This window comes from Thauera propionica, from assembly GCF_002245655.1.
Classification (GTDB): Bacteria; Pseudomonadota; Gammaproteobacteria; order Burkholderiales; family Rhodocyclaceae; genus Thauera; species Thauera propionica.
On record NZ_NOIH01000012.1, the window covers coordinates 156,342 to 181,385 of the forward strand.

13 protein-coding genes and 1 pseudogene are annotated in these 25,044 nt (G+C 63.1%); 12 read left to right on the forward strand and 2 right to left on the reverse strand.

Features of this window, described 5'->3' with window-relative positions:
• Window positions 1–9: 9 nt before the first annotated feature.
• Window positions 10–294 (reverse strand): hypothetical protein, encoded by a 285-nt coding sequence (locus CGK74_RS11415; RefSeq protein WP_094268587.1) that lies wholly within the window; start codon window positions 292–294, stop codon window positions 10–12.
• Between the two features lie 329 nt (window positions 295–623).
• Between CGK74_RS11415 and CGK74_RS11420 the strand changes: the two genes are divergently transcribed.
• The 12 genes from CGK74_RS11420 (at window position 624) to CGK74_RS11470 (ending at window position 24,824) form a co-directional block, all read left to right on the forward strand.
• Window positions 624–3,575 carry a DEAD/DEAH box helicase gene (locus CGK74_RS11420; RefSeq protein WP_094268588.1) on the forward strand — a complete coding sequence of 984 codons (2,952 nt, stop codon included), beginning with the start codon at window positions 624–626 and terminating at the stop codon, window positions 3,573–3,575.
• 2 nt (window positions 3,576–3,577) lie between these two features.
• Complete coding sequence (locus tag CGK74_RS11425; RefSeq protein WP_094268589.1) at window positions 3,578–8,803, forward strand: DNA methyltransferase family protein; 5,226 nt, start codon at window positions 3,578–3,580, stop codon at window positions 8,801–8,803.
• A gap of 24 nt (window positions 8,804–8,827) precedes the next feature.
• Window positions 8,828–11,767, forward strand: coding sequence for an ATP-binding domain-containing protein (locus CGK74_RS11430; RefSeq protein WP_094268590.1), 2,940 nt, complete (start codon window positions 8,828–8,830; stop codon window positions 11,765–11,767).
• A 14-nt stretch (window positions 11,768–11,781) separates the two neighbouring features.
• Entirely contained in the window at window positions 11,782–13,776 is a 1,995-nt protein-coding gene (locus tag CGK74_RS11435) for a DEAD/DEAH box helicase (protein WP_094268591.1), read from the forward strand.
• Between the two features lie 98 nt (window positions 13,777–13,874).
• A complete protein-coding gene (locus tag CGK74_RS18780; RefSeq protein ID WP_133091835.1) occupies window positions 13,875–14,558 on the forward strand; it encodes a hypothetical protein in 684 nt (227 codons plus the stop codon).
• A gap of 233 nt (window positions 14,559–14,791) precedes the next feature.
• Window positions 14,792–15,067, forward strand: coding sequence for a type II toxin-antitoxin system TacA family antitoxin (locus tag CGK74_RS11445; protein ID WP_094268593.1), 276 nt, complete (start codon window positions 14,792–14,794; stop codon window positions 15,065–15,067).
• Window positions 15,068–15,568, forward strand: coding sequence for a GNAT family N-acetyltransferase (locus tag CGK74_RS11450; protein ID WP_094268594.1), 501 nt, complete (start codon window positions 15,068–15,070; stop codon window positions 15,566–15,568).
• A gap of 9 nt (window positions 15,569–15,577) precedes the next feature.
• On the forward strand, window positions 15,578–21,991 hold the full coding sequence (locus tag CGK74_RS11455; RefSeq protein ID WP_094268595.1) for a DEAD/DEAH box helicase: 6,414 nt from the start codon (window positions 15,578–15,580) through the stop codon (window positions 21,989–21,991).
• Window positions 21,988–24,099, forward strand: a complete 2,112-nt coding sequence (locus CGK74_RS11460) for a UvrD-helicase domain-containing protein (protein ID WP_094268596.1) — start codon at window positions 21,988–21,990, stop codon at window positions 24,097–24,099. Before CGK74_RS11455 ends, CGK74_RS11460 begins: the two co-directional genes overlap by 4 nt.
• A 30-nt stretch (window positions 24,100–24,129) precedes the next feature.
• Window positions 24,130–24,336 carry a hypothetical protein gene (locus CGK74_RS18785; protein ID WP_133091836.1) on the forward strand — a complete coding sequence of 69 codons (207 nt, stop codon included), beginning with the start codon at window positions 24,130–24,132 and terminating at the stop codon, window positions 24,334–24,336.
• Complete coding sequence (locus CGK74_RS11465) at window positions 24,333–24,551, forward strand: DUF3820 family protein (protein WP_094268597.1); 219 nt, start codon at window positions 24,333–24,335, stop codon at window positions 24,549–24,551. The genes CGK74_RS18785 and CGK74_RS11465 overlap by 4 nt, the downstream gene beginning before the upstream one ends.
• 60 nt (window positions 24,552–24,611) lie before the next feature.
• Complete coding sequence (locus tag CGK74_RS11470) at window positions 24,612–24,824, forward strand: plasmid pRiA4b ORF-3 family protein (RefSeq protein WP_240498699.1); 213 nt, start codon at window positions 24,612–24,614, stop codon at window positions 24,822–24,824.
• Here the strand turns inward: CGK74_RS11470 and CGK74_RS11475 are convergent.
• Window positions 24,814–25,014, reverse strand: a pseudogene (locus tag CGK74_RS11475) (transposase domain-containing protein); the annotation flags it as partial. The gene CGK74_RS11470 and the pseudogene CGK74_RS11475 overlap by 11 nt on opposite strands.
• Window positions 25,015–25,044 lie beyond the last annotated feature (30 nt).

Consider the following 25,044-nt stretch of genomic DNA (forward strand, 5'->3'; position numbering starts at 1 on the left):
CTCAACTCCTTAGTTGCGGTTGATGCGATGCGTACGGTGGCCGACGGTGACCACAGTGCCGGCTGTGTCGACGACGGCATAGATGTCGAGCACGGGCTCGAGGCGGTTGTACAGGTCAGCGCCAACGGTGCGCCTGATACGTTCGCGGCCCTTGTGGGTCAGGTAGATGAGCTTGGCCCCACGCTTGTCGTATTCACGCGCACCGAATTGCATCAGGAGGGGGAGGATGTCGTCCGGGATGCCCCGTTGCTGCAGGCGGCGTGCAGCGTGATGGGTGATGAGCGTTTCGAGCATGTTGAGCCTCCACACAGCGTATCGAAGTATCACCATTGTGCGGAGGGTGGTAGCTCGCTACGCGAGCCATACCTCGCTCCTGCCTGAGCATGCGACTGTTCCAGGCTCAGGTATCTGCTGCGTTGATGTGGTGCGCCTGCGGAGAGTCTTTCCTTTCGGCGACACGGGAGGATGGGGCTAGGAGATGACATTTCGGGCTAGTGGCTCATCTAGTGAGCTGTACTCCTCCGATAATCGCGTCATCTTGGCTGAGTCCTGCCATTGGGACATCTGCGATAATCCAAATGCTTTGCGGTAGGCATATCTCATAAACTAACGAACAATAACCGATGCTCCCTTTTGCCCCCGGCTCCCGCGTCGTCATCCGCGACGAAGAATGGCTTGTCCGCCGCATCGATCCCGCCACTGACGGCGGCTGGCTCCTCACCTGCGACGGCATTTCCGAGCTCGTGCGCAGCCAATCGGCTCTTTTCCTCACCACGCTCGAAGACGAGATTGCCGTCCTTGACCCCGAGAAGACGGAACTCGTCCCGGACGACACGCCCGCCTACAACGCCAGCATCCTCTATCTGGAGAGCCTGCGCCGGCGCAACGTCGCCAATGACGACAAGGTGCACCTCGGCCACCGCGGGGTGATGAACCTTGTGCCCTACCAGCTCGACCCGGCGCTGCAGGCGCTGCGGCAGCCTCGTTCACGGATCCTGATTGCGGATTCGGTCGGTCTGGGCAAGACGCTGGAAGCGGGCGTGCTCGCCACCGAACTGATTCAGCGCGGCCGGGGCAAGCGCATCCTGGTCGTCACGCAAAAGGCCATGCTCACCCAGTTCCAGAAGGAGTGGTGGAGCCGCTTCTCCATCCCGCTGGTGCGACTGGACTCGGTCGGGCTGGCTCGGGTGCGCAATCGCATCCCGGCTAACCACAACCCCTTCAACTACTTCGACCGCAGCATCATCTCCATCGACACCCTCAAGAGCAACCTCGAGTACCGCAACTACCTCGAGAACGCCTGGTGGGACATCATCGTCATCGACGAATGCCACAACGTCGCCGCCCGCGCCGGCGAGTCGGGGCTGTCGCGCCGGGCGCGGCTGGCCAAGTTGCTCGCGACGCGCTCGGACACCCTGATGCTGCTCTCGGCGACGCCGCACGACGGTTCGGCACGCAGCTTCGCGTCACTGATGAGTCTGCTCGACCCCACGGCCATCTCCGACCCCGACGACTACACGCCGGACGACTTCCGCAGCAAGGGTCTGGTCATCCGCCGCTTCAAAAAGGACATCCGCGACCAGGTCAGCGCCGACTTTCAGGAGCGCGTCACCAACTGCCTGCGTGCGCCGGCCAGCGCGCAGGAAGAAGCAGCCTACCGCGCCCTGCTGGAGATTCCCTTCACCCAGGGCGGCCAGCACAAGGCCGGCAAGCAGCAGGAGCTGCAGCGCATCGCGATGCAGAAGGCGCTGTTCTCCAGCCCGGCCGCCGCGCTGGAATCCACTAAGAAGCGCATCGCCCTGCTGCAAGGCAAGGCCAGCCCCACCGCAGAGGAGGCGAGCGAGGTCGAAGCGCTGCGCTACTTTGAAGAGACGCTCACGCCGCTGGCCACGGATCCAGCAGCCAGCCAGTTCAGCAAATACCAGCGCCTCAAGCAGCACCTGCAGTCGGCCGACTTTGGCTGGGAGGTAAAGAGCGCCGAAGACCGCCTGGTCATCTTCTCCGAGCGCATCGAAACCCTGCGCTGGCTGCGCGAGCACCTCACCGCCGACCTCAAGCTCAAGCCCAACCAGCTCGAAGTGCTGCACGGCCAGATGGCCGACACCGAGCAGCAGGAGCTGGTCGAGCGCTTCGGTCGCCTGGATGACCCGCTGCGTATCCTGTTGTGCTCGGATGTCGCCAGCGAAGGCCTCAACCTGCACTACTTCTGCCACCGTTTGGTGCACTTCGACCTGCCCTGGTCGCTGATGGTGTTCCAGCAGCGCAACGGCCGCGTCGACCGCTACGGGCAGAAGCATCAGCCGCACATCGTCTATCTCTTCACCGAGACGGTGACCGAGAAAATCAAGGGCGACCTGCGCATCCTGGAAATCCTCGAAAAGAAGGACGAGCAGGCCAACTTCAACCTGGGTGACCCCTCGGCTTTCCTCAACGTCTTCGACCCCGACAAGGAAGCGGAGAAGGTCGCCGACTTCATGGCTGAAGGCCTCAGCCCTGAAGCGGTGGAAGCCACGATGGACGAGGCGGCCGCTTCCGAATCCGACAATGGCGGTGACTGGCTGATGACTCTCTTCGGCGGCGGCAGCGCTTCGGAGGACGCCACGCCAGCGCCTGCCGCAGGTAGCAGTCTCGACCACATCGCCGAGCCCGCCTCGCTCTTCGCCAGCGACTTCCACTACGCCAAGACCGCACTGACGCTGCTGAACCAGGGCCAGACCCTGTGCCAATGGAACGCGGAGGAGGCCGAGCGCCTCATCGCGCTCACCGCGCCGCTCGACCTGCAGGACCGCCTGCGCCAGTTGCCGCGCGAGGCTCAGGCCGACAACGACCACTACGCCCTCTGCGCCGACCCCAAGCGCATGGCGGACGCCATCGAAACCGCCCGCCAAGCCCGCGCCGAGCAGGACACCTGGCCCAAGCTGCACTATCTCTGGCCGCAACACCCCATCGTCGAATGGCTGGGCGACCGGGTGCTCACCCACTTCGGCCGCCACCGGGCGCCGCTGCTGCAAAGCCACAAGCTCGCGCCGGGCGAGCAGGCCTTCATCCTCATGAGCCTCATCCCCAACCGCAAAGGCCAGCCCATGCTGGTCGAGTGGCAGGTGGCCAGCCGCGTGGGGCAGGGCGCCTTTGGCCTCGAAGCTTTCGACGCCTTCATCGCCCGCGCCGGCCTCAAGGCGGGTGGCTTGCCCAACCGCGGGCACACGCCGGAGCTCGCCGCCACCACCCAGGCGATGCAGAGCGCCTTGCCGGGCGCGGTGCGCGCGATGCACGCCTACATGCTCAAGCAGCAGGCCGCCTTCGCAGCCGAACTCGCCAAGCGCCTCGAAGGCACCCTGGCCGACTTGCAGCGCCTGCAGGGTCGCCAGATCGAACAGCTCAGCCTCGACCTCGAAAAGCAGCTCGAAACCGTCAAGCGTGGCCGCTTCGAGCAACGCAGCCGCGACATTCACCGCGTCTTTGACGACTACCGGCGCTGGGTGGAAGACACCCTCACCACCGAGCCGCAGCCCTGGATTCAGGTGCTCGCCGCCGTCTGCAACCCCAGTGCCACCGCTGCCGTTGCCGGAGCCTGACCATGCCCTCAGTTTCCACCACTCTGGACGCCGTTCAAACCTTCGCCGGCATCACCAACGAAAACGAGTTCTACAGCCACCACTATCTGGCCGAGGTCTTCAAGGGCGACATCAAGGCCCGGCTCGATGCCTGGGAAGCCGCTGAATCCAGCCAGGCCGACGAAGCCGGCGATGACCGCCACCGTGCCCCCCACAAGCGCCTGCAAGCCTGGGCGCAAAAGTGGTTTGCGCTACGCAGCCAGGTTCAACGCGCGGGTGAGGCCGTTGAGCGCTGGCGACTCTTCACCCAGCTTCAGTCCGGCCTGCTGCAGGCCCTCGGCCACACCGCGCCGGGCAAGCTGCCCACCGCGCACGAGCTCGCCGCCGGCCAGCCCTTGCCCTTCTGGCACCTGCAACTGCCGCAGCTCGCCATCGTCCCCGCCTACCAGCCTGGCGCGGAAAACGAAGACCTGCTCGATCACGGCCTGATGAGCCTGCACTACGGCGGCGAGCCGGTGCCCCAGGCCCTGCGCTTTGATACCTGGGCCGACCTGCTCTCCGACGTGGTCTTCGGCGCCGACACCCCGCCGCGCTACGTGCTGCTGTGCGGGCTGGACGAATGGCTGCTGCTCGACCGCTACAAGTGGCCCAACAACCGCGCGCTGCGCTTCAACTGGGCCGACATCCTCGACCGCAAGGACGCCGACACCCTCAAGGCCTGCGCGTCGCTCTTGCACCGTGACTGCCTCGCCCCTGGCGAGGGCAACAGCCTGCTCGAGAGCCTGGACGAAAACGCCCACAAGCATGCCTTCGGCGTCAGCGAAGACCTCAAGTACGCCCTGCGCGAAGCCATCGAACTCCTCGGCAACGAGGCCGCCCGCCAGCTGCGCGAGCAGGCGGCCGACGCCAAGAAGGGCTTTTTCAGTGGCAAGGACCAGCTCGATGCCGGCGACCTCAGCCTGGAATCCCTGCGCCTGGTCTATCGCCTGCTCTTCATGTTCTACATCGAGGCTCGGCCCGAACTCGGCTACGTGCCCATCGGCAAGAGCGACATCTACCTCAAGGGCTACAGCCTGGAGAGCCTGCGCGACCTCGAGATGCAGCCGCTCTCCACGCCGCACGCTCGCGAAGGCTTCTACTTCGACGCCACCCTGCGCCGCCTCTTCAAGCTGGTGGCCGAAGGCACCGGCCTGGGGGCGCCCACCCAGCATCAGCTCGGCGGGGCGGGGGGCAGCACCGTCGCCGGCGCCCGCGAAACCTTTGCGCTTGCGCCGCTGGACAGCCGCCTGTTCGACGACAGCACCCTGCCGCTGCTGGGCAAGGTCCGCTTTCCCAACCACATCTGGCAGACCGTCATCCGCCTGATGTCGCTCACCCGTGGCCAGGGCCGGGGGCGGCGCAGTGGTCGGGTCAGCTACCAGCTGCTCTCCATCAACCAGCTCGGCGCGGTGTATGAGGCGCTGCTGAGCTACCGCGGCTTCTTCGCGTCCGACGATTTGTACGAGGTGAAGCCCGCGCCCAAGAAGGGCAAGGCCGCCGCCGAAGACGAGGACACCGACGGCGACGACGAAGGCAACGACGAGGTCAACGACAGCGAGGCCGCCGACGACAGCGCCGGCCGTGGTCGCCGCAAGGGCGGCGGTGCCGCTTCGGACGCCGACAAGCTCGACACCGCCTGGTTCGTGCCCGCCAGCCGCCTGAATGAATACACCGAAGACGAGCGGGTGTTTGACACCACGGACGCCGGCCACCGCAAGCTGCGCATGTACCCCAAGGGCAGCTTCATCTACCGCCTCGCCGGCCGCGACCGCCAGAAAAGCGCCAGCTACTACACCCCGCAGGTGCTCACCCAGTGCCTGGTCAAGTACGCGCTGAAGGAACTGCTCGCCCCGGAAAACGGCCGGGTCAAGCAGGCCGACGACATCCTCACGCTCACCGTATGCGAGCCCGCCATGGGCAGCGCGGCGTTCCTGAACGAGGCGGTCAACCAGCTTGCTGAAGCCTATCTGGAGCGCAAGCAGCAGGAGCTCGGCCGCCGCATCCCGCACGACCGCTACCCGCAGGAACTGCAAAAGGTGCGCATGTATCTCGCCGACCGCAACGTCTTCGGCGTGGACTTGAACCCGGTGGCGGTGGAACTGGCCGAAGTCTCCCTATGGCTCAACGCCATCTATGGCGAGTTGGACGACCAGGGCAACCCGGTCACCGACGCCCAGGGCCGGCCGCTGCCTGCCCGCGTGCCCTGGTTCGGCTACCAGCTCTTTGCCGGCAACAGCCTCATCGGCGCCCGCCATCAGGTGGTCAACGCCACCGCGCTCAAAAAGGGCGCCAAGCCCGCCTGGCATGAGGAGCCACCGCGCCGGGTCGCCCCGCAGGCACCGCGCAAGCCGGACGAAATCTGGCACTTCCTGCTGCCCGACCCCGGCATGGCCAGCTACACCGACAAGGCCGCCAAGGCCCTGTACCCGGACGACTTCGAGCGCCTCAAGAAGTGGCGCAAGGACTTCACCCGCCCGCTGGAGCCGCACGAGGTCGCCCGCCTGCAGCAACTCAGCGAGCGCGTGCAGGCCCTGTGGCAGGAACACACCGCCGCGCTCGCCCGCGACCGCGAGCGCACCGAAGACGCCCTCGACCTCTGGCCCCACGCCGCCCCCTGTAGGAGCGGCGCAAGCCGCGAATCAGCCCTCTCAGTCCCCACCGCGTCCATCACCCGCGCCCAGAAAGAAGCCATCCGCCGCGCCGGCCTGTTCAACGAAGACGGCGACTACGCCACCCCCTTCCGCCGCCTCAAGCTGGTGATGGATTACTGGTGCGCCCTGTGGTTCTGGCCCATCACGGGCAGCGCCAAGCTGCCCAGCCGCGAGGAATGGTGGCTGGAGGTCGGCGCCATCCTCGAAGGCAACGTGGTGGACCTCGCCCCCCAGCGCGGGCTGGACTTCATGGAGCCGGCCGAACCCCAGCAGCTCCTGCCGGACATTCAAGACGACCTGTTCGGCGCGGTGCAACCCACGCTCGCCACGCGGCCCGCCGGCGCCAACCTGCACGACAAGTTCGGCCAGCTACGCATCAGCAAGCTGCGGCAGCACTTCCCGCGCATCGAGCAGGTGGAGGCGGTGGCCGCCACCCAGCGCTTCCTGCACTGGGAGCTGTGTTTTGCGGATGTATTGCTGCAGCGCGGTGGCTTCGACCTGATTCTGGGGAACCCGCCATGGCTCAAGGTTGAATGGAACGAGGCCGGCATTCTGGGTGAGAAGAACCCAGTGTTCGCGGTGCGCAAAATCAGTGCGAGTGACCTGGCCAAGCTACGCGCGCAGGCCTTCGACGACTTCCCCGGCCTGCAGCCGGCGTGGACCGAGGAATTGCAGGAAGCGGAAGGCACGCAGAACTTCCTCAATGCGGTGCAGAACTACCCGCTGCTGAAGGGCGTTCAAACCAATCTCTACAAGTGCTTCATGCCGCTGGCCTGGGGGCTGAACAGTGCGCAGGGGGTGGCCGGCTTGCTGCATCCGGAAGGGCCGTATGACGACCCGAAGGGCGGTGTGCTGCGAGAGGCGGTGTATGGGCGGCTGCGGCGACACTTCCAGTTCGTTAACGAGGGGCACCTATTTCCGGAGGTGCATAACCTGACCAAGTACAGCGTCAATGTCTATGGGGAGACTCGGTCTGAACTTGGGTTCGACCAACTAGCCAACCTGTTTGTACCCGCCACCATTGATACCTGTTACCAGCACGACGGAGCCGGTCCGGTTGGGGGGTACAAGAACGAAGCCGGCAAATGGAACACCGCCGGCCACCGCGACCGCATCGTGCGGGTGGATGAAGCGGCGCTCGCCACTTTCGCCCGTCTGTACGACGAACCCGGCACCCCGGCCCGTCGCGCCCGCCTGCCGGCCCTGCATGCCGGGGCGCTGAACAGCGTGCTGTCCAAGCTCGCCGCCTATCCGCGCCGGCTGGCGGATTTGGGTAACGACTACTTCTCGACGGTGATGTTCGACGAAACCTATTCGCAGCGGGACGGCACCCTCATCCGCCGTCCCACCAGCGACGCCGGCTTCCCCGCCAGCCCGGAAGACTGGGTGCTCTCCGGCCCGCATTTCTTTGTCGCCAACCCGTTCAACAAAACGCCGTTCAAGGCCTGCACCTCCAACAAGGCCTACGCCCAACTCGACCTCGAAACCCTGCCCGACGACTACCTGCCGCGCACCAACTACCGCCCCATGGCCGACCGCGCCGAATACCTGCGCCGCACGCCGCGGGTGAACTGGGTGGAAGAGGGCGAGACGCAGGGGCGGGCGGTGACGGAGTTTTTCCGGCATGTTCACAGAAGGGCGATTGGGTCTTCGTCGGAGCGTACTGCGTGCCCAGCATTACTCCCGCCTATGGCGGCGCACATTGATGGTGTCTTCTCGATTACTTTCAGAGAGCCGCGTGAGCACTTGAACTTTGCGATTGGAATGGCTTCGGTTGTGGTTGATTTATTGGTCAAATCAACCGGCAAAAGTGACCTTCGAGGCGATTTGGCTGACAAATTGCCGCGTATCGAAGCAACTCCTTCTGCGCTTTCCCGCTTCCTGGCTCTAGTTTGTCTCACCACCCACTACGCCCCCCTGTGGGAAGAAGTCTTCGACCCTGACTTCGCCGACCAGCGCTGGAGTCAGCCCGACAACCCGCGTCTGCCGCAGGACTTCTGGCCCAACCTCACCCGCGACTGGACCCGCCACTGCGCCCTGCGCAGCGACTACGCCCGCCGCATGGCACTGGTGGAAATCGACGTGCTGGTGGCCCAGGCCCTCGGCCTCACGCTGGAAGAACTCCTGCTTATCTACCGCGTGCAGTTTCCGGTGATGCAAGGCTACGAACGCGACACCTGGTACGACATCCAGGGCCGCATCGTCTTCACCAACAGCAAGGGCCTGGTCGGCGTCGGCCTGCCGCGCAAGGGTAGCCGCAGCACGCCCAAGACCCGCATCACCACCCCCGATGGCAAGGGTACGCAACTGAGGCGCGAAGGCAACTTCGGCTGGGACGACCTGTGGACCTACCCCGCCGAAGGTGCCGACGACGCCACGCTGAAGCAGGGCGGCACCCCCAAAGTGCCCGACGGCACCGTCATCACCCAGTGGGTCACCGACGACACCCTCCCCGGCGGCCCCCGCACCGTCGAGCGCACCTACACCGCCCCCTTCGCCTGCGCCAACCGGGAAGAGGACTACCGGATTGCGTGGGCGTTTTTTGCAGACACGCTTTGATTCAATCGAAGGAAATGGCTGACGATGGGATTGACGAGAAAAGATCTGAAAGAGCGGGCTGAAGGCGAGCTGAATGTACTCGACGGCCTGATCGGCTACGCCGAGAAAATGATCTATGAGGAAGGCAAGCGTGCGGAGTACGGCCCTTTGCGCCGTCATGCGTACGGGAAAACGGTTGTCATCGAGACGGAAAAGGAGGGCGTGCTGACCTTCCGGCTCAGCTCGACGCCGGCTGTTTACCCGAATATGGCCTCTGGTTACGCCACCCCGCATTCACCCGTTGGCCGCCTGTGCAGCTTCTTGCAGCCGGGGGATGAGGATGAAAGTCCGCGATGGGGCGATTACCGGGTGCTCGAGATACGGTTGTTCAATCGCTTTGATGGCACAGAGTTCGAGCCCAATGTGCGCAATTTCCTGCACATGAAGGTGCAAGCTGAGGATGACAAGAAGCAGATCGAGAACCTGCGGCGCTTCATACAGGCTGCCGAGATCAGCAAGGAGCAAGAAGCAGAAGGCGTTGCTCGATCCGTCGATGTCGATCAGGTTGCCCCGGTTGTGGAGATCACCGAATCGCCGGAGGCTCCAACGCCCAGCATCCTCACGGTCGACACGATTGCAGTGATCGAGGATGAAGAAGACGCAATCCTCGACGGACTTGAGCTGGATGAGGAAGACGCTGATAGCGGTACGCAGCACGATAGCAGTGAGAACTACTATGGGCTGAGTGAGGCGTTCTATGTAAACCGGACACGCCAGCAGGATGAAGTCATATCCCGCTCGCCAATCGGGCCGATGTTTGTCGAAGGGGTGGCGGGCTCGGGCAAGACTTCAGCTGCGCTTGGGCGAACGAAGATGCTTTGTGACTTCAATACAGCCAATGTCACGTCTGAGTCGGAATTCCGTGAAATTGCCGGGCGTGACCTGGATTACTGGTCGGGAAGATTTGCCGGGCAGTTCTCTCAGGAGGGCAGTGTCGGCTTTGTTCGCACGGGAGAGTTGATCCAGTACTTGAAGGAGACTTGCCGCAGACTGGACCTGTCGAATCTTCCTGTGCAGGAATACCCTGAGTTGCGCAGTCGCCTACAGCAACACCGCAAGCTTGAGCGCAGCAGAACAAAGGGCGCGCGTTGGAGCGGTTTGCCCGAGCCGCGTGGAACTCATGCTGAGACGACAATGGCGTGGCTCCGCGTCGCCGACCGCGCTCTTGCGGACCATTGGGCGGAAGAACTGAGTGCCAGCGTTCCAACGCTTGAAGCCATCACGGCCAGCTTTGATGCCGAGCACCGTCCGCGCGCGCAGCGAGTCGCGCAACTTGCTCTGCGGGAGTTGCGGCGAGAGGTGGATGTCATTGTGGGCGAGTTATCCAACCCCGGCTCAGGTCAGCGGTTTGCTCTTGATCGCCTGGCTTCGCGCTTGCATGAACGCATCGAGCGAGTACGCCAGTCAGTTCTTGGGAAGAATGTCCTGTGGGTGACTCTCGGCGCCACATCGTGGACCTCGAGTAACGAGCGGGAGATTGCCGAGTTGCTCGTTGCGGATCATGCCCCGTTGTTCCTGCGGAGCCAGGCGCGTCTGGTCTTCCTGCGTGAGGATGGACCTTCCGATCCGTCATTGACCCTGCTGTCGTCGACCGGTGAGGTTCTTGCCTGGTCTGAAGACGTTCGCGTCGAGATGGACAAGGGCTCAATCCGGGTGCGTGATGCGGCTGGCAGAACCTTTGTTGCGAAGGCATCCAGCGTGAACGACCTGCACCTTCGTTTGCTGCCAGAGGCCATCGACAAGCCTTTTGTACTGAGGGATGGAGCACTCCGCCCGCTGAGGCTGGTTCGTGGTCTTGGCAAGGAAATGATGACTTTGCTACCCACGGCATCCGTCATGCTGGACGAGGCAGACGAGTCCGAAGGGGCAGGCGGCGTGGAGCAGGGCTATAGGCGCAAGTCGGTCGATGCGGTCTTCAATGCCCTCACCAAGCAGTCCTTGCTACAACCACTCGCTTACCTGGCAGACGCCTACGCCCAGGCACTGGCTAATCGCCAGGCGATCTTTCCCGACACGACCATGGCAGCCCGCATTGCTGCCCAGCTTCAGGAAAGAAAGCTGGCCGATGAGGATATCGACCTGTTGCTGTGCCTTGCTCACATTGTGGGGCGCGACTTCACGGGCAAGCCCCAGGTGCTGGCTGAGCCCGGCTTTTATCAGTCTGTTTTCATCGATGAGGTACAGGACTTCACGGAGCAGCAGGTGTTCTTGATGGCCGAACAGGCCCGGTCGGAGTATCGGGCGGTCACTGTTGTCGGGGACATCGCTCAGAAGCTTCACAATGGCAGCCAGATTGAGATCAAGGCCTGCTTCCCGGGGCAACCCGTCGAGACCGTGAAACTCACCGAGAACCTCAGGCAACTGGAAGCGCCCGGGTTGGCATTGTTCAGCGCATGCTTCCGGGCCAGGTTGCAGGATGGTTTGACCGATCATTCGCCGAGCCCGTTACTTAGCGAGCGCCTGCGGGAATACGCGCATCAACTGCGTGGGCCGGAGTTGTTGCTCGTGGAGGACGATCAGGATCTGCTGGATCAAGTCGTGGACGCTTTGTCGGCGGTAAAGGACCACCAGACTGCCGCAGTTCTATTGCCGGAAGCAGGCGATGCGTACGAGCTCTATGAGAGGTGCAAAGGTGCCCTTGCAGGCAGGATGATGTATGCAGAGTTCTCGCAAACGATTGATCTGTCACGTCGCCACGTTCGTCACTTCACCTCGGTAGCTCACGCAAAAGGCTTGGAGTTCGATGTCGTGATAGTGCCTTTCCTGGAGCGCTACGACCTGGGCGATGGTAGGCATGTCAATCGGCTTTATGTGGCGCTGACCAGAGCGAGGCGAAAATTGGTCGTCATGTCCGAGATGGATCGCCCGGTTTCTGCATTTGATGAGGTGTGGAGAAGCTACGAAGACAGTTTGGCGTTGCTTTGAGGATTGAGCCGTTCATGTCAATACCGGATATCCGCTCGGCGATACGCCAGGAACTTGAAGCGACGCCCGAGTATTACGATTTCAAGGTGGTCCGTAGCGAGCGTGAGGGCGCGCTGTGGCGCGTGACCATTCAGCCCGAGGCAGTATTCACTGACGGCGTTCGTGCGAATGTAGTGCTCGATGACTCCTTTGAAAGCGCGAATGCCTGGTGGGCGGTGCCCGCAAAGGGCTCTGCCAAGGTGTTGACGGTCATCCCCGAGGATGACCAGATCGTATTGAAGGATGTCATCGCGCGGCCACCGGATCCGGGGGGGTTTCTCCGCCTTTATCCGCCTCGCTATCTGCAGGCCCTGGCGGGATGTTGGGCGGATCGCTCCTGGGCTGCCTCGGCGTTCGAGTGTTTGAGCGATCTTGCCCATCCCGCCGACGTGGAAGCAAATCCTCTCTCAGGCCATGCATTCCAGTGGCTGCGTCGTGCCCAGCGTCGCGCCCTCAAACTGGTCAATTACTCCAGCAGCTTTCTCTTTGGGCCGCCGGGCACAGGTAAGACAACCACGTTGGGCGTACTGTTGGCCGAGTATCTTCAACTCAATCCGCGCGTGCGCGTGCTCTTGCTCTCCACTACCAATCTGGCGGTCGACCAGGCTACGGTAGCGGTGGATAAGGCTCTTGATGCGGCTGGCCGCGAGGCAATTCGTCTGCGCGTCAAGCGCTTGGGTAGTCGTATTGTGGCCAGCCACTACCTCGGCCGTGAGCACTTGTTGCCGGTGCATGACCGGGAGCTTATTGCAAAGCTGGCCAGGCTTGAGACTCAGTCACCACCGACGTCTGATGTGAAGGCGTTCGATGCCTGGAAGGAGCAGGTGGAGGCCTTGCGCCAGAGACTGCACGCCGAGACCATCCAGATCTTGCGCGATGCACGTCTGGTTTGCATGACAACTACCCGGGCGGCATTCACTTTGGGCGACCTGAGATTGCTGCCGGTTTTTGACCTGGTGGTTTTCGATGAGGCCAGCCAAGTCGGCCTGGCGCATGCGCTGGCATTGATGCCACTAGGACGCACAAGGTTGTTTGCTGGTGATCCACAGCAACTCTCACCTGTTGTCCGTAGCACAGGAAAAGAGGCTCAGCGGTGGCTAGCACGATCACCATTTGCCGAGAAGCCTCGATCCATCGGTGCTTCGGTTTGTTTCCTGGACGAGCAATCCCGCATGGCGGCACCCATCAATGACCTGATTAGCCAAATTTTCTATGGCGGTAGGTTGAAGGTCGCTGCAGACGTGAAGGAGGATCAGGGCTGGTTGCGTCATCGCTCCTTGTCGTTTGCGGAGATCGATGAAGATGAGCACGTTCATCTTCTGGCAGTTGAGGAAAATGGGACCTGGTCAGCCAAATACCGCGGCCCGATTCGCTATCCATCGGCCGAGAAGGTTGTCACCTTGGTCAAGCAGGCTCTAGCGAGCGGAAACGTGGTTGCGGATGACCTGATCGTATTGACTCCGTTTCGGGCTCAGCGCGCTCTGATGAAGCAGAGGCTCAGAGCTTGTGGTGTGAAGGGCGTCAGGGTGAGTACGGTGCACCGAGCGCAGGGTAGCGAGGTGCGAATCGTAGTTTTCGATCCCGTCGATGCCTCACATCCATTCTTGATGAGCAATTCGGCGAAGAATTTGATAAATGTTGCCATCAGCAGAGCGCAGGCAAAAATTATTCTTGCGTATTCTCATAATGACCTAACAAACCCAATAATTTTGCAAATTGCTAATTCTGTTCGTTTGCAGGATGATGATAGGCCGGTTGTATCAATCGAAGAGATAGCTGGGAGGCCTGACTTCCCAGGATGCGCCGTCGGTGTTCGGGTAAAGATTGGGCCTAATGTCGGTGAGGTCTCTGCCAAGATGAGTAATGGTGTTGAACTTGTATTGATAGAAGAAAAGACTGGAAAGGAAAAGGTTTTTCTTGTGGAGTATTTGGTTAGAAGGGCTCTGATTAACTCTAAATCTTCGGTTTAAAGTGCTTGACGGTCTGTAAAGCTTCCGGTGCTGGCCATGTTCTCGCCGCGCATGGTGGCAGTAGTGCTGTTGGTTAGATTTCGTTCATGAGGTGTCGCGTGAAGCAAGATCTAAGCGCCTGTTCAAGGCATCCGTACGATTTCGTACTCGATGTTGATGCTTGCGTGCACGCGTTGGGGCGTATTGGTGATCGCCTCACCATGAGTGGCGAAGCCGTTCTAAGGCTAATTAACGATGGGCGTACTGTTTGTTTATCTAGTCCATTCAAGAATTTCCAGAATCGTGGCCGGTTTCTTTTTTACTCGCCTCTAGATAGTGATTTTTTTGTTGCAGTTATAGCTATATCTGATGTTTCAAGAAAAGGGTTGCTTGTGACTGTTCTAACTCGTGAGCAGTACGAGCAAGACGTGGGTGGCGAGCTCGATGTCGGAACTATGAAAAGAGCCGCCAGGATGGCACTTAATCCCAAGGAGTACAGGGCCTGGATTTTGAAAACCTGCCCGCCAGATGAGTTGGCTGTTAGTGTTTCGGGAAAGTTTAAAAATATCAGATTGAATGTCGAGTACTGGGACGAAGAAAGCGGCAGAGAGTCGATTTTCCTTTCAAATCTGCCTGTTGGTGCGGATGTATTGATGTCGGCGCCGATTAGAGAGCTTCTCGAGATTGAGGATTTTTCTTCCTGGCTGTTGGAGCGATTAAAGAGGAAAGGGATTCCTCTTGATAGGATTATTAGCTTTTATTTGATCAAGGGTGCTGGCGAGAGGATTGAATTAGTCGTCTAAGGGATTTAGGCGATAGTGATTTTTGCTTATTGCTGCCCGCGTGTCTGACCCAAGCTGAGCGGGTCTGGGACCGCTGGCAAATAACTCCTTGCGTGGCCGGGTGTACGGGACCTCTGTCAGGACTCCGGTGTGTGTGGTGAGGGGCCCCGGATGCTCGTCCGTTAAGTGGCTGGTCTTGATGGGTGCGCACATCTGGCGCACAATTGGAGCGTTACTTTTTTTCGGAGAGTCCCATGAACTCCCTGACCAAAGACACACGTCTGCATATTCGCTGTGACCAGGAGGTCCGTCGCCTGCTCGACAAGGCTGCGGCCTACGCGCACATGAGCGTATCGGAGTTCGTGCTTAGGAACGCCGTCGAGCAAGCGCAGACGCTAGTTCAGCAGCACGAGGCCATCACGCTGTCGCAGCAGGATTTCACCGCCTTTCTCGATGCGTTGGACATGCCTGCGCAGCCGGCTCCGGCCTTGCAGCGGGCGTTTGCCCGTCATGCCAGCCAGGTGCGCTGAGTGGAGTTCCACATTCGCGCGCTGGACAGCGAGGTCGAGATTGCAGGTTTCCGATGTGGGGAGGCGGCGCTGGATGAATACCTGCAGCGCTATGCCAAGCAGGACATCAAGCGCGGGGTGGCGCGAGTGTTCGTGGCGACACCTGCCGACCAAGGCAGCGTGGTCGCGGGTTTTTACACGCTAAGCGCTGCCAGCGTCGCGTCTGACCAGTTGCCTGAGACGCTGCGCAAGAAGCTGCCGCGCTATCCCGTCCCCGCCGCGCTGCTCGGCCGGCTTGCAGTGAGTGAAACAGCACAAGGGCAGGGGCTGGGTTCCATCCTGCTCGCCGATGCCTGCAAGCGCGTTGTGGCTGCCAGCCAGACGCTCGCGGTGGCGGCCATCATCGTCGATGCCAAGTCGCCGGCTGCGGCCGCGTTCTACGGGCACTTCGGCTTCATCGAGCTGCCTGGCCAGCCGGGGCGCTGGATGTTGCCACGCGCGCACTTCGCCCAAGGACTCTGACCTTCTGACATGCTGCCTTCCCTCCTCGCCAAGGACATCCAGACCGGCCTGAAGCAGTTCCTCGTCGCCGCCTTCGAGCCTGCCGACCCCTTCATGCATGGGCTGATGAGCCGCTTCGTCGAGGATGAAGCCGCCTGGCTCAAGGGGCCTTACGTGCAGGTGGGGCTGCCTTTTGTGCCGGGCGCGGCCGGGCGGGACTTCTTTGTGGGCTTCCAAACGGAGTTCCCGGCCTTCAGCCATCAGGAGCAGGCCTGGCGGCGCCTCTCCAGCCAGCACGCGGCGGCCCACACCCTGGTGGCTACCGGCACGGGCAGCGGCAAGACCGAGTGTTTCTTGTACCCGGTGCTGGATCACTGCGCCCGCGCCCGGCAAGCCGGCGAGGGCGGCATCAAGGCCCTGGTCATCTATCCGATGAACGCGTTGGCCACCGACCAGGCGCGGCGTATCGCGGAACTGGTGGCGAGCGTGCCCGCGTTCGCGGGGCTGCGGGTTGGCCTGTATGTGGGCGGAAATACCAGCAACAGCGGCGAGGGCATGGTGATGACGCCGCACGCGGTCATCACCGACCGGGCCACGCTGCGCAAGCACCCGCCCGACATCCTGCTGACCAACTACAAGATGCTCGACTACCTGATGCTGCGGCCGATGGACCGCGAGCTGTGGGCGTCGAACACGCCGACAACGCTGCGCTACGTGGTAGTCGATGAGCTGCACACCTTCGACGGTGCCCAGGGCACGGACTTGGCGCTGTTGCTGCGCCGGCTGCGGGCGCGTTTGAAGATCGAACCGAAGCACCTGATTTGCGCCGGCACCTCGGCAACGCTGGGTGGCGGCTCGGATACCGCGCCGCTGCGCGAGTACGCGCGGCAGGTGTTCGGCGTGCCCTTCGAGCCCGATTCGGTGGTGGTGGAGAACCGCCAATCGGTGGGAGTGTTCCTGGAAGACGCGATGGTGGACTTCATGTTCAGCTTCCATCGCGAATGGGCCGATGCGCTGGAACCCGCGCGCTATCGTTCGCCCCAGGCGGCGGTGGCTGCGTGGTTTGGCCTCTTCTTCCCGGACGAGCCACCGCCGGCAGATGTGAGCGACCCTGCGTGGCGCAAAGCGCTTGGGGCGTTGCTCAAGCGCCACCAACTGTTCGTGAACCTGCTCAAACTCCTCAAGGGCGGGGTGGCGAGCTACGACATGCTGACCGAGGCTTTTGCCCGCAACATGCCCAACGCCAGCAAGGGTGAGATCCGGCAGGTGCTCGACGCGCTGTTGGTGCTGATGGCCTGGGCCTTGCGAGAGGGCAATCAGCCGCTGGTGACGCTGCGCGTGCAGATGTGGGTACGGGAGCTGCGCCGCATGGTCGGCAAGCTCGCGGCCGACCCGGAAGAGGTCAAGCTGCGCAGTGAGCGGGATCTGCCGGGCGAACGCGATGGGGTGTATCTGCCCATGGTGCAGTGCCGGCAGTGCCGCACCACTGGATGGATTTCGCGTCTGGTACAGGGCAGCAGCAAGCTGTCGACCAACCTCGAGGAAATCTACAACACCTGGTTCTCGCGACGCCCGGAGGCGACGCGCTTCTACGCGGCGCGCAGTATTGGCCGTCCCCTGGCCGAGGGCATCGAGGAGCAGGTGTGCGTGAGCTGCGGCAATGTGCAGCAGGGCAAGGAGGCGTGTCTCGCCTGCGGACATCAGACCCTGACGCCGATTTACCGGGTAACGGCCCAGCAGACCCGCGTGGTGGGGCAGGCGCAATACACCCATCACGACCAGACCTGCCCGGCCTGCGGCGAGCGCGGCGAGCTTCAGCTCCTCGGTGCGCGTAACGCGACGCTGGGCTCGCAGGTGGTGGAGAACAGTTGGGCCAGCCCCTTCAATGACGACAAGAAGCTGATTGCCTTCTCGGATTCGGTGCAGGACGCGGCGCACCGCGCGGGCTTCTTCGGCGCCCGAACCTACATGAACAACGTGCGCACCGCTTGGGCGCATGTGATGGATGAGGTGGGGCTCAAGGCGATGCCCTGGTCGGCTTTCGTCGAGCGGGCACATGCCCAGTTCAATGCGCCGGGCTCGGTCTTGCACATGGAGCCGGCGCGGCTGGTGTCGGAGTTCCTCGGCCCGAACATGACTTGGCAGCACGACTGGTCGGTCGAGTTGCTGCAGAAGAACCACCTGCCGGCCGACAGTCGCTTGCCGGCCAAGGTGAAGAAGCGCCTGCTGTGGCAGCTCTTCAGCGACCTGACCTACCTGAGCCAGCGCGGACGGACCCTCGAGCGGATCGGCAAGGCGGTGCTGGCGGTGCCTTGGGCGAGACTCGAACCTCTGGCTGAGCGGCTGCAGGAAGTGTTCCGCGAGCAGTACGGCGCGCAAGGCATCGAGCAGGCCACCATTGCCCAGTGGCTGTGGGGGATGCTCACCCGCATGCGTCAGCGCGGCGGTGTGCTGGACCCGGAGCTGAGCGTGTATGCGGCCGACGGCAACGTGTTTGCCCTGACCACGACGGCGGGGCGACGGGAGTGGCTGCCAGGGATGGGCGCGAACACGCCGCGGCCCATCTTCGTGACGCTCGGCAAGCATGGCGATTTCGACAAGCTCGTTGGCTCCGGGCGGCAGACCTGGTACGAGCGCTGGGCGAGCGTGGTGCTCGGGCCGCAGATGCTGCTGGCCAAGGGCATGGCGGCAGACCTCTACGATGAGGCTATCCGCCTGCTGGTGGTCGAGCGCGTGCTCATCAAGTCCAGTCACCACCTGGGCGACACCTTGGCCCTGAACCCGGACGCGCTGACGCTCTTCGGTGAGGTGGCCTTTGTCGCGACCGAAGGAAACAAGCGTCGCCTGGCGGTGCCGCGCGAGGATGCCGAGCACTTGGTCGGCATGCCCTGCCTGGATGCCCTCGATGCACGCTACGAGGCGCTGATTCCGGATGCAGCGGATTGGTGGGCGCAACGCTTTAGCCACGGTGACTTGCGGCGGGTGATCCCGGCCGAGCACACCGGGTTGTTGGAGCGCTCGGAGCGAGAAGCGCTGGAGAACCGCTTCAAGGACAAGCAGCCTCGCCCCTGGTACGAAAACCTGCTCTCGGCCACGCCGACGCTGGAAATGGGCGTGGACATCGGCAGCCTGTCGTCGGTGTTGCTGTGCTCGGTGCCGCCGAACCAGGCGAGCTTTCTGCAGCGGGTGGGCCGAGCAGGGCGTCGCGACGGCAACGCGATGACCACCACGCTGGCCGATGGCAACAGCCCGCACGACCTCTACTTCTTTGCCGAGACCGAAGAGATGATCGCCGGCGAAGTGTCGCCGCCGGGCGTCTTCCTGCAAGCCGCCGAGGTGCTGCGCCGGCAGTTGTTCGCCTACTGCATGGACGACTGGGTGGCAGGACTGGGCAGCCAGAACGCCTTGCCGGACAAGACCTCGCAGGCGCTGGACGTGATGGAGGCGAGCAAGCTCGACCGCTTCCCCTACCTGTTCATCGACCATGTGCTGGCCCACGAGGAGCGACTCTTCAACGGGTTCATGCAGTTGCTCGACGGCGATGTGGATGAAGTGGTCCGGGCGCGGCTGCTGGATTTCATGCAGGGCCAGGGCGAGACGGATGGCTTGCGCAGCCGCTTGATGAAGGCGCTGACCGAGCTGCAGGAGGAACGGCGCAGCTACAAGAAGCGCAAGGACGAGCTCGACAAGGCGGTCAAGCAGCTCAAGCAGAAGCCACAGGACGAGGCGACCAAGGCGGAAATCGACGAGCTGCTGCGAGAGCGCGACAAGTTCCTCGAGCTCATCAAGGAAATCAACGCGCGCGACCTGCTCGGCACGATGACCGACTACGGCCTGATTCCGAACTACGCCTTCCCGGAAGCCGGGGTGCAGCTGAAGTCCGTGCTGTGGCGCCGCCGTGGTGTCGACGAGCCTGGCCAGGGCAGTTACGTCACGCTCAATACGCTGAAGTACGAGCGCCCGGCGCAGTCGGCGCTGTCCGAGTTCGCCCCGGAAAACCGCTTCTACGCGAACCAGCGGCGTGTGGAAGTCGACCAGATCAACATGAACCTCGCCAAGACCGAGGACTGGCGTTTTTGCCCGAGCTGCCACCACATGCAGAACCTGAGCGTGGAGCCGGACATTCATCCGGTGTGCCCGAGCTGCGGCGAGGCGATGTGGGGCGACGCGGCGCAGCGCCGCACGCTGCTGCGATTCCGCCAGGCGATTGCCAACAGCAACGACTCGGAAGTGCGCATCGACGACAGCGCCGAGGACCGCGAACCGAAGTATTACGTGCGCCAGCTGATGGCGGACTTCCTGCCCGGCAGCGTACGTGAGGCCTGGCAGATTGCCTCGGACGCCTTGCCCTTCGGTTTCGAGTTCATCTCGCGGGTGACCTTCCGCGATGTGAACTTCGGTGAGCTCGCCAAGCCGGGTGAGGCCTTCAAGGTGGCCGACAAGGAGGCGTCGCGGCCGGGCTTTCGTCTGTGCCGGCACTGCGGCAAGGTGCAGAAGCCACCCCGGCGCAACGGAGAAACGGCCGAGCAGACGCACAGCTTCGATTGCCCGAAGCAGGGCAGCAATGACCCTGCGAACTTGCTGGAGTGCCTCTATCTCTATCGCGAGTTCGAATCCGAGGCGCTGCGCATCCTCGTGCCCTACACCAAGAACGGGGTCGATGAACGGGTCGTGCAGTCCTTCATGGCGGCGCTGCAGCTGGGGCTGAAGCGTCGCTTCGGCGGCAAGGTCGACCACCTGCGCATGGTGCAGCAGGATGTGCCGGGCAAGAACGGCGGGCCGCGGAAGTACTACGTGATGCTGTACGACTCGGTGCCGGGCGGCACGGGGTACCTGCACCAGTTGTTGGCCCACGATGCGGGGACGCTCGCGGACGTGCTGCGGATGGCGCTCGATGCGGTGACGAACTGCGCCTGCAACGCCGACCCGGAAAAGGACGGCTGCTACCGCTGCCTGTACCAGTACCGGTTGGGCCGCAGCATGGAGCAGGTGTCGCGCGATAACGCCAAGGCGGTGCTGTCCGACCTCGTCGGCGCGCTCGGGCAGTTGCAGCGGGTCGATACGATTTCGGACATCTTCATCAATCCGAACTTCGACTCGGTGCTGGAAGCGCGCTTCATCGAGAGCCTGAAGCGGCTGGGCGGCGTCGGTGGCCTGCCGATGGTCAAGCTCGTGCAGGACGTGGTCAACGGCAAGGCGGGCTGGGTGCTGGAGGTGGGCAGCCAGCGCTATCGCATCGAGCCCCAGTGCAAGTTGGGGCCGATGCTGAATCTGAGCACGTGGAGCCAGCCGGACTTCGTCATCTGGCCGTGGTCGGCAACCTCGAAGCGCAAACCGATAGCGGTGTTCTGCGACGGCTGGACCGACCATCAGCACAGCATGCGCGAGGATGCCCAGAAGCGCAGTGCCATCGTGGCCAGCGGGCAGTGCTGGGTGTGGTCGGTCACGCATCAGGATGTGAATGCAGCCCTTGGGGGCAGCCTCGACCACGACCTGGAGTCGCCGCTGGTCGCGCTCTCGCGTCACGATGGCAGCAAGGCGCCGCCGCATATCCCGCGTGCCCAGGAAAAGGCCTTCACCCAGCATGCTGTGGCGCGCTTGCTTGCGTGGTTGGCGACGCCAGGCGACGGGGGTACGGACGCCGGTGCGGTGGCGCAACTGCAGCGTAATGCGCTCTGGCTGGGTTTTCTGATGATTCCTTCGACCCAGGCCGACAAGGCGGCGTGCGATGGGCAGCTCGCGCAGTGGTTGCCGCGCTTGCCGGAGGTGATCAAGGCGCCCGGCAGTGGCTATGCACCCAGTGTCGGGCTGAACAAGGGGCCGAGCACGTTTGTGGGCTGGTGGCCCTTGGCGTGGGGGAGTCCGAAACCGCCAGCATCCGATTGGCGTGCGCCCGGTGTCGTGGTGCTCGAGGAAGCGGCAGCGGAGAGCGCCGAGCAGCTCCACAACGCCTGGCGCCGCTGGCTGCAGCTCTTCAATGCGATGCAGTTCCTTCCCGGCACGCTGATGGTCACCGGAAGCGGACTCGATGGCCATGACTACGAGGTACTGCAGAGCAGCGGGGATGCGGTGGGGGCGCCGTCTGCCGGTGCGTCGGGCCAGGCGGCCTTGCTCGCGGTGTGGGAGACGACCCTGGAGCAAACCCTGGATGTCCTGCGTGCGGGCCTGCGCCGCCTTGCAGAGGCGGGTGCGGCGGTGCCTGAGGTGGGGCTGGAGCTGGCCGATGAGAAGGGCAGAGTGCTCGCCGACGCCGAGCTTGCCTGGCCGACTGAAACACTGGTTGTGCTCCGTGACGACCAGGCCGACCTGAGCGAGGCCTGGGCGACAGCGCGGTGGAAAGTGGTGGAACTGGACGAGGGCCTGGTCACTTCGGGTGGTTCCCCCTGGCAGGGCGCGGTGGCAACCGCGCTGGGCCTGACTCTGGATAACGAGGAACAACAATGAGCTTCAAGCCGAAGGTCGCTCTCGCGCAGGATTTCCTGCTGCAACTGGCTCGGTTGCCGGTGTCGGTCCACTCCAAAGTGATGAAATGGGCCATCCAGTTCCAGGCGGACCCCACGAGTTCAGGCATCAACTACGAGAACATCAATGGTGCCAAGGACCCGAACCTGAAGTCGGTCCGGCTCGACAAGGACTGGCGCGGCATCGTGTTCAAGCCCTCGAAGGGCGATGTCTATGTGTTGCTCTATGTCGACCACCACGACGATGCCTACCGCTGGGCGGAGAACCGCAAGCTGACCATCAACCCGGTGACCGGCGCGATGCAGATGGTGACGCTGGAGCACGTGGTCGAGCAGGACACCGAGGCGGGAGCGCCGGAGCAGCCCGTCCCCGATTACGCCGCACCGCCGCAGTCTGTGGAGCCGGTTGCGGCACCGCTCTTTGGTGAGCTCTCGGACACCGAGCTGATGAGCCTAGGGGTGCCGGAAGAACTGCTTTCGGCCGTACGCAAGATCGCTTCTGAGGAGGCGCTGGATGCCTTGCAGTCACGCCTGCCAGCAGAGGCCTACGAGGGCCTTTTCCTGGTGGCAGCGGGTGACAGCGTGAATCAGGTGCTGCAGGCGCGCGAGACCCGGGTGGACCAGGCCATCGACACCAGCGACTTTGCTGCGGCGCTGGCCACGGCTGAGTCTCAGTCGCGCTTCGTGGTGGTCGATGACGACGAGGCCATGCTGGCCATCATGAACGCGCCGCTCGCTCAGTGGCGCGTCTTCCTGCACCCGACGCAGAACAAGCTCGCGCGAGGTGACCGCAGTGGTCCGGTGCGGGTACTGGGCGGCGCCGGCACGGGCAAGACGGTGCTCGCGATGCACCGCTCGAAATGGCTGGCGGAAAACCGCGCTCTGGGCGGCAAGAAGGTGCTCTTCACCACCTTCACACGCAACCTCGCGCTCGACATCGAAGAGAACCTGAAGACGCTGTGCAGTGCGGACGCGATGTCCAGGATCGAGGTGAAGAACCTCGACGCATGGGTGGGTGGCTTCATGCGTGCGCGCAAGCTGGAGCACCGCATCGTCTATGACCGCAAGCAGGATGGGGCGCTGCAGGCCTGGCAGTCAGCCCTGGCCACCAAGGACGCCACGCTTGACCTTCCCGACAGCTTCTACTCGGATGAGCTCGAGCAGGTGGTGCTCGCGCAGGGCCTGACCACGCTTGACCAGTACCGCACCGCCCGCCGGATTGGACGCGGCGTGATCCTGAGCCGTGCAAAGCGTGACGCGGTGTGGCCCGTGTTCGAGGAGTACCGCGGACAGCTCGCATCGCGCAAGCTCAAGGAAGTCGATGACGCCTATCGGGAAATCGCCGAGATGATTGCCACCGAACAGGGCTCGGAGCTCGGGTACGCAGCCATCGTCATCGACGAGACCCAGGACTTCGGGCCGCAGGCCTTGAAACTGTTGCGGGCGATGATCGCGCACGGGCCAAACGACCTCTTCTTCGTCGGCGACGGACACCAGCGGATCTACAGCCGCAATCGCGCAGCCATGAGCCGCTGTGGCATCGACATCCGCGGCCGCTCGCGCAAGCTCTACCTCAATTACCGAACCACCGACGAAATCCGCCGCCAGGCCATGGCCCTGCTCGAAGGTTGCGAAATCGACGACCTCGATGACGGCCACGACGAGAGCAAGCGCTACAAGTCGCTGTCGCACGGGCCAGCGCCGGAGGTGAGGAAGACCTCCGGTCTGGAAGAGGCCTCACAAGCCGCCATCGGCTTCATCCAGCAGTGGCGCGGTGCGCAGGCCGAGAACGAGAGCCTGTCCTTCTGCGTGGTGAGCTACAGCGAGAAGAGCCGTGACGCGCTCGGACAGCAGCTCCAGGCCGCCGGTATCGCGTCTGTGCCCATCACGGCGCAGAGCAACCACGCCGATGCGCGCAACGTCGTACATCTGGCCACGATGCACCGGGCCAAGGGTCTGGAATTCGACTGCGTCATCGTGGTGGCGCCGGAGAGCTACCTGGGGCCGGCGGAGGAGACCGCGGGGAAGCGCCGGTTGCTGTATGTGGCGCTGACGCGGGCAAAGCGCGGGGCGCTGCTGTTGCAGGTTTGAGTCTGCCGTAGCTCAGCGTGTAATCAGCCGATGCGATCACCTACCAGACTATTGCTTCATTTGGTCGAGGGCGGCTCACGCGGCTCCCAACACGGGGAGGCTTTTGCCATCGCGAAGAAAGTCCGCGCGCTGCGGGTGGCGCACAAGCAGTTGGGCATGTTCGGCGACGAACTGGCGGAAATCCGGCTGGAGTGGAAGCGCAAGCGGAACTTCATGAAGCTGCTGGATGCGCTGTGACCCCAGAGCTGCTGGAGTTGCTCGTGACCCGGGAGATGCCCTTCGGAAAGTACAAGGGCCATCTCATTGTAGACCTGCCCGGGTATTACCTAGCCTGGTTCGCGCGGGAGGGGTTCCCCAAGGGGCAGCTCGGGCAGTTGCTTGCGCTGATGCACGAGCTGGACCATAACGATTTGCGCGCGCTGGTCGAACCGCTGCGAAAGCGGCCAGGATGAGGCATCAGTTTGCCGTCGGTAGAAAGGAAAGAGGGAGGGCGGATGTCGCGAAAAACCGCCGTGAAGGCCTACACCCTTCGCATCGAGATTCAGGATATTGAACCGCTTGTTTGGCGCCGGCTTCTCGTCGATGGCGACACCACGCTGAGCAAGCTTCATCACTACATCCAAGCTGCGATGGGCTGGACCGACGCACATCTCCATGAGTTCGAGATTGGCGGCAAGACCGTAAGCACCCGGCAAACCCGTCTTGCCGTTTCGCTCAGACGCTGACGGCTGGCTGCCAGCGATGCGGCAGCAGTTCGCCAATCCTGCTGTAGGGCTGGCTCGGCAGCCGTTCGAGCACATCCTTCAGGTACGCGAAGGGCTCGTGGCCATTCAGTCGCGCGGACTGGATCAGGCTCATGATCGCAGCCGCGCGCTGGCCCGCCCGCAGGCTACCCGCGAAGAGCCAGTTCTTGCGCTTATGCAAAGGTTGGCATAAGCGCAATTA

What these genes read in the sequence shown, in the direction of transcription:
- CGK74_RS11415 (WP_094268587.1), bottom strand. Translation starts at nt 294, where the DNA reads ATGCTCGAAACGCTCATCACCCATCACGCTGCACGCCGCCTGCAGCAA.
- CGK74_RS11420 (WP_094268588.1), top strand. Translation starts at nt 624, where the DNA reads ATGCTCCCTTTTGCCCCCGGCTCCCGCGTCGTCATCCGCGACGAAGAA.
- CGK74_RS11425 (WP_094268589.1), top strand. Translation starts at nt 3,578, where the DNA reads ATGCCCTCAGTTTCCACCACTCTGGACGCCGTTCAAACCTTCGCCGGC.
- CGK74_RS11430 (WP_094268590.1), top strand. Translation starts at nt 8,828, where the DNA reads ATGGGATTGACGAGAAAAGATCTGAAAGAGCGGGCTGAAGGCGAGCTG.
- CGK74_RS11435 (WP_094268591.1), top strand. Translation starts at nt 11,782, where the DNA reads ATGTCAATACCGGATATCCGCTCGGCGATACGCCAGGAACTTGAAGCG.
- CGK74_RS11445 (WP_094268593.1), top strand. Translation starts at nt 14,792, where the DNA reads ATGAACTCCCTGACCAAAGACACACGTCTGCATATTCGCTGTGACCAG.
- CGK74_RS11455 (WP_094268595.1), top strand. Translation starts at nt 15,578, where the DNA reads ATGCTGCCTTCCCTCCTCGCCAAGGACATCCAGACCGGCCTGAAGCAG.
- CGK74_RS11460 (WP_094268596.1), top strand. Translation starts at nt 21,988, where the DNA reads ATGAGCTTCAAGCCGAAGGTCGCTCTCGCGCAGGATTTCCTGCTGCAA.
- CGK74_RS18785 (WP_133091836.1), top strand. Translation starts at nt 24,130, where the DNA reads ATGCGATCACCTACCAGACTATTGCTTCATTTGGTCGAGGGCGGCTCA.